Origin of the sequence: Oceanobacillus sp. CF4.6, assembly GCF_051262635.1 — a bacterium.
GTDB lineage: Bacteria > Bacillota > Bacilli > Bacillales > Amphibacillaceae > Oceanobacillus.
In genome coordinates this window covers 230,344-236,412 of the sequence record NZ_JBIMEX010000006.1, presented here as the reverse complement: position 1 = coordinate 236,412, position 6,069 = coordinate 230,344, and the positions used below count along the sequence as shown (strand labels likewise).

At 35.4% G+C, this 6,069-nt stretch carries 4 protein-coding genes and 1 pseudogene; 3 read left to right on the top strand and 2 right to left on the bottom strand.

The annotated features are described in order from the left end of the window. Positions 1–254: 254 nt before the first annotated feature. The gene (locus ACHABU_RS11810) at positions 255–599 is read right to left on the bottom strand and encodes a hypothetical protein (RefSeq protein WP_435765065.1); all 345 of its coding nucleotides are present in this window, start codon (positions 597–599) and stop codon (positions 255–257) included. Between the two features lie 351 nt (positions 600–950). Between ACHABU_RS11810 and ACHABU_RS11805 the strand changes: the two are divergent. After that, positions 951–2,174 (top strand): annotated as a pseudogene (locus ACHABU_RS11805) (IS110 family transposase). 587 nt (positions 2,175–2,761) lie between these two features. Here ACHABU_RS11805 and ACHABU_RS11800 read toward each other — a convergent pair. Further along, positions 2,762–3,325, bottom strand: coding sequence for a YdhK family protein (locus ACHABU_RS11800; RefSeq protein ID WP_435765077.1), 564 nt, complete (start codon positions 3,323–3,325; stop codon positions 2,762–2,764). Between the two features lie 721 nt (positions 3,326–4,046). Here ACHABU_RS11800 and ACHABU_RS11795 point away from each other — a divergent pair. After that, entirely contained in the window at positions 4,047–4,394 is a 348-nt protein-coding gene (locus ACHABU_RS11795) for an AbrB/MazE/SpoVT family DNA-binding domain-containing protein (protein WP_435765064.1), read from the top strand. Positions 4,395–4,601: 207 nt separating this feature from the next. After that, a complete protein-coding gene (locus ACHABU_RS11790; protein ID WP_435765063.1) occupies positions 4,602–6,068 on the top strand; it encodes a UDP-N-acetylmuramoyl-L-alanyl-D-glutamate--2,6-diaminopimelate ligase in 1,467 nt (488 codons plus the stop codon). Position 6,069 lies beyond the last annotated feature (1 nt).

Sequence of the window (6,069 nt, the reverse complement as noted above, 5' to 3'; positions counted from 1 at the left end):
GAAAACAATTATAACAGGGTTAGAGCGCCAGCAAAATGCGGAATTTGCAACGTTAAGGAAATTACATTATTTAAAAAGCCAAATTTCTCAGCATTAAATTGAGAAATTTGGCTTTTCATTCCTGCAGTAAAAGGGTGCCCATTTGTTGAAAGATAATCGGAATGCACTCTTTAACTAATCTGCCATATAGAATAAAAGACCGCCATTTTGACGATCTCATTGTTGTATTAAAGCACCCGTTAGCACAAAAAATCCTATTCTAATCCTTCCTGGAATTTACCTACTGCCATTCCATCAATAAACGTCACAGATATAAATTCATAACCGTGACCATCCCGTGTCCAGTCCGCTTCAACAATAGTTGAGCCATTTTCTTGCCGTTCTGCTCTGTTGTTTGGGTCTTTACCCATTAAGTCTACAACCTCTTCATAGGTTGTACCACCTTCACCCGTTTCAGCATCTCCAAGAGTGATTTTTTCCAAGTTTTCAACAGAAACGTTTTCATTAAATACTTTATCAACCTCTTGGCATCCCCCTAAAAAAACACCTACTATAAAAATTATTGATACTACAAGATATCCCTTTGTTTTTGTTCCCATACTTATTGCCCCCTTTTTAGTTGTTCAGAATTATATACGAATATTATTAGTAAAAAGTTTCTTATTCCACTAAACTGCCAGTTAGTCATTCATGTAGCGCAAGACCAGCGCTACACCACAGAGAATGAAAATAGTTTACTCCGTCGATACTGATTCTACGGCTGGATGAGGAAGGTCGATAAACTATGGTGCGTGAGAGACCAACAGTTAGTCTGACTCCTTCGACCACGGTGCACCACTGACTGTCGCTACTGTCGCTCCCTTTTGGGAAGCACTCATGGTAGATTAATCCCTATTCTGGTTGTTGCACCAGCCTCCAATAATATATGCCGTAGAAAGGATGTTTTTTCGATGGATATAATCATTGAAAGAGCTTGCGGTATGGATGTCCATAAAGACAACATTACTGCATGTATCATTACTCCAGAAGGAAAGGAGATTGAAACATTTTCTACTAAGACAGTGTTCCTTATACAGATGATTGATTGGATAAAGGAACATAGGTGTACGCATGTCGCCATGGAAAGTACAAGTGTTTATTGGAAACCCATTGTTAACTTACTAGAATCAGAAGATATTGAGTTTCTGGTCGTGAATGCCCAGCACATTAAGTCTGTTCCTGTTAGAAAAACGGATGTCAAAGATGCAGAATGGATTGCGAAACTACTCCGTCATGGATTACTTAGGGCTAGTTTCATTCCAGACCGAAATCAAAGAGAGCTCCGTGAACTTGTTCAGTATCGTCGGAGCATTATTGAAGAACGTGCCAGACAACATAATCGAATTCAAAAGGTACTAGAAGGAGCTAAAATTAAATTAGGTTCTGTTGTTTCAGACATCATGGGCGTTTCTGCTCGGGATATGCTTAACGCTATTGCTGATGGTGAAGAAAATCCTGAAATACTAGCAAACTTCGCTCGACGTTCGATGAAAAAGAAAAAAGATGAACTTCAGCTCGCTCTTAAAGGCTATATTAGTCAACATCAACGGCTTATGATAAAAACAATCTTAAAACATATTGATTTTTTAACCGAACAAATCGATATGTTGGATCAAGAAGTAGCTGATAGAGTTAGCAACTATCAAGATGATATTGAAAGATTAGATTCTATTCCTGGTATTGCAACGCGAATGGCTGAACAAATGCTTGCAGAACTTGGAACAGATATTAAGAAACAATTTCCTAGTGCATCTCAAATGTGTTCATGGGCTGGGTTAGTTCCTGGAAATAACGAGAGTGCAGGAAAACGGAAAAAATCTAAAACTAAAAACGGAAACAAATACTTGAAATCAGCTTTAATGGAGGCAGCCCATTCCGTCAGAGGTTCAAAAAACTATCTAGGCGCACTTTATCGACGAACGGCAGCACGAAAAGGTAAGAAACGTGCAGGAATTGTAGTGGCACATGCCATTCTACGTATCTCTTAATATCTGTTGACCCGTAAAGAAATGTATGTGGACTTAGGCGAAGACTACTTTGATAAACAAAAACAGCAATCCGTAGTACGGCATTCCTTACGTCGCCTTGAAAGTTTAGGCTATACTGTAACGTTAACAGAACAAGAAGCATCCTAATCCTATCCTTTTGAACGAATAGATCAATGAATTAAGGCGCTCTCCTCAATTTTTTAAAAATGAATGAGCTGCGTCTACTTTAGTATTGTCTTTTTTTAATAGTTATAGAGTTTATTTTCATGGTAGTTTAGGAACAATATTTCACAAAGTTATCTTATCATATATTAATAATTTTTAAATAACTTAACAATAGCCTTGTCATTTCAATAATAAAATCCGTCTAAATTAGATGGATTTTATTTGTCATATTATTAGTCAATTTTAATGTCAATTGAGTAGTATTTTTTGTAATGCATCTCAAAACAGAACCCTTTACTTTATTATCTGTATATTTGATTCAAGCTAATTTTAACAAATTCAAAAGAACTGCGAAAATATATATTCCTTCTTATGCGTATCCTGGTTATAAATTCACTACTGAACGGTAAAGAAAGTTTGAGTATAATAGTTTAAAACTAAGTTTAGTATGGTTGTAGTTAGACAGGTTATGTATATCTATAATAAAAATAGCTTATTCATTTAAAGTATCCACATTAAATTGGTACTTTAGTAAGAATAAGCTCTTTAAGATTATTTTTTAACTATATTTATTCAGCAGGTGCCAATTCACTTTCTGTTACCCATTTATGATTTTCTACTTCTTCCCCAGTTGTAGTTGTGAAGTCAAGCATATATACAGTAGTATTTACAGCAGATTCTATCACAGCTGATGCTCCATCCATTCCTTCCATGTGATCTGCATTCAGGCTCACTTCTGTACCATGTTCTAACGGAGCTTCACCTGGATTTTCTAATTCTTCATGAATGACCCATTTATGATTCTCAACTGGCTCTCCACCAGTTGTAGGGAAATAAGTAACATTATAAGCAATTGTATCAAAAGCCCCTACAATTGTTGCTTCAGCCCCACTCATAGATTCCATGTTCATATGTTCTGCTTCTATGATAGCCTTGCTGCCTACTTCATAGGTTGGATTCTCTGCTTCCTCTAAATTTTCAGGAATTTCACCGGTGCTGGACATTTGATCAGCAAAAATAGATTGAATCGTTTCCTCGACCTCTAAAATGCTAGCGCGGACATCATTGATTCTTGCTTCAGTCTCTTCAGCGAATGTATTCGGATCTTCTAATTTTTTAGTAATAGCATCCAACTGGTTTTCAGCAGCGTTTAAGCGATTCAGTAGAGAATCCAATTCCTCCTGATATTCTTGATAAGTCTGTACTTCTTTAGATGTTAAAGAGGCTTCCTCGAGGGATCCTTCAATTTCCTCTAATTCAGATTGAATGGCGTCCGTTTTATTCTCAACATTATCCAATCGTTTTTCAGCCCTTTTTTCCTCCTGTACTTGTACCTTGGCTTGCGGAGCAGAGTTCATTGGATCCGCAGAAACTTGTCCTGCTGAAAAAGTAATTCCTATAACTGCTAAACTCGGAGCTACTATTTTTACAATTCTTTTGTTCATTTTTACATTCCTCCCTAAAATTTTTCCTCCAGGGATATATACCTTAATCTAAAATTCTTTAAACATCATGATAGAACTTTTCATAGCGAGAACAATTCATAGGTCCTATAAGTAGAATAAGTGATTCTATTCATTCTTGTCATTTTAAATCTTTATTTTTCCGCGGCTTTAGTAAGTGTTATACTGCTCCGTCAGATAAACTGCATATTTATCTTTTTTTATAGGTGGTCTTCTAGGATGTTTTCCTCGTCGTTTCCTTGCAACTCCCCTTGTTCAGAAATTAAATCACTTTACGAAAAAACTCCCCTCCTAAATTTTATTCGTAAAAATACTTATAAATAAATTCTGCATAGTTTCTTGATATTTTTATTCTAGAATAGAAATTATTTCTAATTTGAGGTGTTGAATCATGTGTGAAACTAATTGTTTGCTAGATAAGCGAGACAAGTTAACGAATACCGGTATCATATGTAAATTAAACAAGAGGCAGACAATCACAATACCGAAAAAAATTAGAGAAAGGTTACTTATATTGGCTGGAGATGAAGTTGCTATATCCATGGTAGCCAAATCAAATGAGCTGATTATTCGTAAAATCACTGGAAATACATTAGAAAATAAAATGATTATAAACGAAAGAGGAGCGATTCGAATCCCTATAGAATTGGGAAGGCTTCTTTCCTTAAAAAAAGGGGATTCTTTTCTCCTTTATTTAACAGATCACGTCCCTTTTATCTTACTTAAGAAACTCAACTAGTAATAACATTTCATCTAAAGAAAGACATCCCTTTAATTATGCTTACTATTTATATTTTAACTCACCTCTAATTTAATAAGTTATTAAAAATTTTAATACTGTAATATTAAGCTAGTATTACAAGTACTGAGTCTGCACATTTTCTCCATATTTTCTATTTAAAATTAAACAAGTATTAATATTTGCATAAGAGGAGTTAAACCACCTATGAAGTTAAAGAACCTTATTGAAGAAATTAGTACCACGAGTGAAATAAATTCAGAGACAGCAAACCTCACTGTTACAGGTATAGCAGACAGTTCAGATAACGTGTCACAAGGTTGTATTTTTGTGGCAATTAACGGGTTCAATCAAGATGGTCATCAATTTATTCTGAAAGCTATTGAAAAAGGTGCATGTTTAATAGTAGGTGAATCAAAAATTACCGGTTTAACAGTGCCATACGTACAAGTTGAGAATAGTAGAAAAGCTTTGGGGATCATTGCAAATAAATTTTATGGCAATCCTTCAAACCAAAAACTAATGATCGGTATTACAGGGACGAATGGAAAAACAACGACAAGTTATATCCTGAAACATATCTTAGAAAGTAATGGAAAATCATGTTCTTTAATTGGAACGATACAAAATATTATCAATGGGCAGGTTAAGAAGAGCGTCAACACCACTCCTAGTTCATTAGATTTACATCGATTTATATCAGAAAGTAAGGATGAGGTAGTCATAGTGGAAGTTTCTTCACATGGTTTATCTCAATATAGAGTGCAGGGCATAACATTTGATTTTTGCATGTTTACGAACCTGGAGCATGAACACTTAGATTACCATCCTACGATGGAAGATTACTTTCAAACAAAAATGTTATTGTTTGACCACTTAAAAGATAATGGACAAGCCATTGTTAACACAGATAATCATTGGGGTAAAAGACTAGTTAAAATCTTACAAGGCAAAGGAATTAACGTAAATTCTATTGGCCAATCTTCCAATAATAAAGTGAGGATACTTTATTTTAACTTCAAAAAGTCTACCGTTTTCGTTGAAGATGGAGATGAAGTTAGCCATATTTTTTCACCTATGTATGGGATTCACAATATGTATAATACTTTGCTGGCCTATGTTAGTGCTAGATTAGTGGGCCTTAGTGAAGATTCTATTATTGAATGCATTTCAAATTTCCAAGGTGTAGAGGGGCGATTTGAAAAAACTAAACTGCCTAATGGGGCTACCATCGTAGTCGACTATGCCCATACAGCAGAAGCTATTTTACACTGCTTAACAACTGCAAAACGGTACGGTGCGAAGAGAGTAATCCATATATTCGGCTTCAGGGGCGACAGGGACCATAGTAAAAGACAGGAAATGTTGGCAGTAACCTCCGGCACAAGCGATCAATACATTTTGACCCTGGATGATTTAAATTCAGTTCCTCAAAGTGAAATGATAGAAACACTAGACAAATTAAACACCCTCTATGGAAATGAAAAAGGTCTCATCATTCCCGATCGAACCCTAGCCATAAAGTGGGCTATCGAACATAGCAATCCGGAAGATTGGATTATCATCACTGGAAAAGGACATGAAACATACCAGCAAAATTACCGTTTACAAACTGATTCTGATAAAGACACCGTTTTGTATTTTACAAATAAAAAACATTCTTGGAGTAGTTGAA